The organism is Roseateles sp. P5_E11 (assembly GCF_054049355.1).
In genome coordinates this window covers 1-3,097 of sequence record NZ_JBFUMO010000644.1, presented here as the reverse complement: position 1 = coordinate 3,097, position 3,097 = coordinate 1, and the positions used below count along the sequence as shown (strand labels likewise).

The window sequence follows — 3,097 nt, the reverse complement described above, 5'->3', positions numbered from 1 at the left end:
CGTTGCCGGAGGCCACGAACACCCTCACCCAGCGCACCTTTGGCCCTGCCAGTTCCGCCACGACAAGCATCGATGTGAGCGGCATGAAAGACGGCGATGTGGCCGGCCTCACGGTCTTCCAGAAACAGTACGGTTTTGTCGGCGTCAAGATGACCGGTGGCGTCAGATCGCTCGTCATGGTGAGCGCCGATTCCGACAAGCCCGAGGAGATCGCCTCCATTCCCCTCGCTGGCAAAACCGTTCACCTCAAGGTCGAAAGCGAATTTGAGCCCGCGCCCGAGGTCGCTCGCTTCTCCTACAGCCTCGACGGCAAATCCTGGACTGCCATCGGACGTCCCTCGCGCCTGACCTATTCCTACCCAAAGCACTTCATGGGTTATCGCTACGGCCTCTTCTTCTATTCGACCAAGACCGCCGGCGGCCATGTGGACTTTGACTACTACCGCATCGGACCAACCGGCGACTCCCGCTGATCTTCGCCGTGCGCCTCACCCACAACACATTCCAGCAGCCGCAGGCCGTCGTGCCGGCACCGTTCTCCGCGAAGCCCGGCCCGCAAGGCCCCTGGTGCTGGAGCTGCCACCCCAATCCCTCGGAGTTGTCGGGATGTAAGCCCATGTACTGAGCTGCGTCCTTCCATAACGCTCGAGTCCGGAGGAGACAACCGGCCGAGCACTTTCAACCTTGAAAGGTAGAACATGAGAACCTTGATACCAGCACTGCTGCTTGCATTCGGAGCAAGCGCAGGCAGCCTCGCGCAGGCGCAAAGCTGCGGCAGTGGCGGCGGCGCCACCGTCTGCCTCACAGCCAGCGGAACGGCCAACAACAACCAGCTCAGTTGGACCGTCAGCGGCACCGTCACGTCACTGGAGGTCTACCGCGACATCGACGCCGACCCCGCCGGCCGCACCCGCATCGCCGTGCCGGGCAGCAGCGCCCGGAGCTACGCCGACGGCTCGGCCAACACCGGCACGCCGTACTGGTACTGGGTCAAGTTCACGACCAACGCCGGCAGCTACAACTCCGGCTCGGCCAGCGCCACACGCGGCACCAGCTGCGCGCCGACAGCCATCACGCCCTACATCAGCGCCAACGGCTCCTGGACGCAGACGTCCTCAGCCACGGTCACCGCTGGCAACTCGGCCATCCTCGGCCCGCAGCCGACGACCGGCGGCTCGTGGGGGTGGAGCGGCTGCGGTACGTCGGGCTCGGCACGCCAGCAGACCATCACGCCCACTGCCAGCTGCACGGCCACCGCCACCTACACCAACACCTGCGGCGCCAAGACCACCCAGGCGTTCGCGATCACCGTGCCCAGCGCGCAGACCCAAGTCTTTCCGAATCCCGGTATCAACCTGGGAAACACCCTCGAAGCATTCTGGCCAGGAGCGGCGGCGCCGACCAAAGCGCTGATCGACTCCATCAGGGATAGGGGGTTCAAGACCCTGCGCATACCCGTTGCGTGGGATTTTCATTCCACCAACGGAACGATCGATCCCGCGTTCATGGCCCAGGTCAAGCAGACGGTCGACTGGGCCCTCGCCGACGGCCTGTACGTCATCATCAACGACCACTATGACCTTGGCTGGTTCGAACGCAACGGCTTCAATTCCTACGACCCTGCGATCAATGCCAAGTTGATCAACATGTGGACCCAKGTTGCGAATACTTTCAAATGGTATGACAGCGACAAATTGGCCTTMGCTGTCGCCAACGAACCTGACGCGCCAACCCAGGCCAAGACCGATGTGCTTTACCAATACCAGCAAAATTGGATTACCGCGATGCGCGCCAACGGCGGCGGCAATGCCGTTCGCTGGCTGATCGTCCAAGGGCCGAACACCAATATCGATAACACGATTAACTATGGAAAGAATCTACCTTCGGATCCGGCGAATAAGCGGATGGTCGAAGTGCACTTTTATGATCCCTTCGACTTCACCTTGATGGAAACAGATGAGTCGTGGGGGACTTGGAGTGCCTTCTGGGGAAGTTATAACGTGAGCAATCAGTTTACGAATCGCAATGTCAAGGGGGGATATAACGAAAGCTCCATTGATGCTCAGCTCGCCAAGATGAAGTATTTCACGGACCGGGGTATCCCCGTGCTGATCGGCGAATATCGCGCGGGGGTAAAGCCGGCGAGCCTCGGCCTGACCGGCTCATACAAGGACCAGAACTACCGGGCAGCCACGCACTGGAACAAGTACGTGCAGAACAAGATCGCCAGCCTTGGGTTCAGTGGCACGGGCTGGGTAACCCAACACGACATTTTCCACGAGACGACCGGTGAAGTCCTGGACTGGAACCTGCTTGGCTCCATGCTTGGCACTTCCGATATTGCTCCGATTCCGGGTCTGTAATTCCCTGGGAGTTTGTCCGAAGGTCCGCCGCATGGCGGACCTTCTTTTGAATTCCTTGGCCGATTCCGGACGTATCTACGACAGCGGGAACGGCCGCGGTTTCCTCTACAGCAACTGAGCCAATGGTTCGGCGGCCTGGCGTCCAGCTTCTGGCGCCGGGCCTGCCGCCCTCTCTTCCGAAGTCCTCCGAAATCCTCCAATGAACACATCCCTGTCCCTGCCCCGAAGCGTTATCAGCCTCGCGGCGACGCTCCTTTCACTTGGCCTGTGCACCGCGACCCCTGCGGCCACTCCCGCCGCTCGCGTGGTGACGCTGGACCGCGCTGCTGCGACCCAGCCCATGGACCGCTTCTTCGATCTCTCGGTCGGCGCGGACTACCCGGGCACCACCGGCCGCCCCGAAAACCTCGCCCAGCTCAAGACGGCGGCGGACGAGCTGGGCTTTCGCTATGTGCGCTTCCACGACATCTTTCACGACGTCTACGGCACGGTGAAGAAGGACGGCGACAAGCTGGTGTTCGACTGGACCGGCATCGACAAGCTGTACGACGGCATGCTGGCCAGTGGCGTCAAGCCCTTCATCGAGCTGGGCTTCACACCCGCCGTGATGAAGACCTCCGACCTGAAGATCTTCTACTGGAAGGGCAACACCTCGCACCCGCAACCGGGGCCCTGGGCCGAGCTGATCGACGCGTTCGCGCGCCACCTCATCCAGCGCTATGGCATCGAAGAGG

3 protein-coding genes are annotated in these 3,097 nt (G+C 61.7%); all 3 read left to right on the top strand.

The genetic code is table 11. The features are described from left to right. Positions 1 to 473, top strand: a 473-nt coding sequence (locus tag ACXJKR_RS28460) for a beta-xylosidase family glycoside hydrolase (protein WP_457325691.1), incomplete at its 5' end; no start/stop codon positions are given. Between the two features lie 225 nt (positions 474 to 698). Then, complete coding sequence (locus ACXJKR_RS28455; RefSeq protein ID WP_457325690.1) at positions 699 to 2,363, top strand: cellulase family glycosylhydrolase; 1,665 nt, start codon at positions 699 to 701, stop codon at positions 2,361 to 2,363. A gap of 199 nt (positions 2,364 to 2,562) precedes the next feature. Beyond that, on the top strand, positions 2,563 to 3,097 hold a 535-nt coding region (locus tag ACXJKR_RS28450; protein ID WP_457325688.1), incomplete at its 3' end, for a GH39 family glycosyl hydrolase.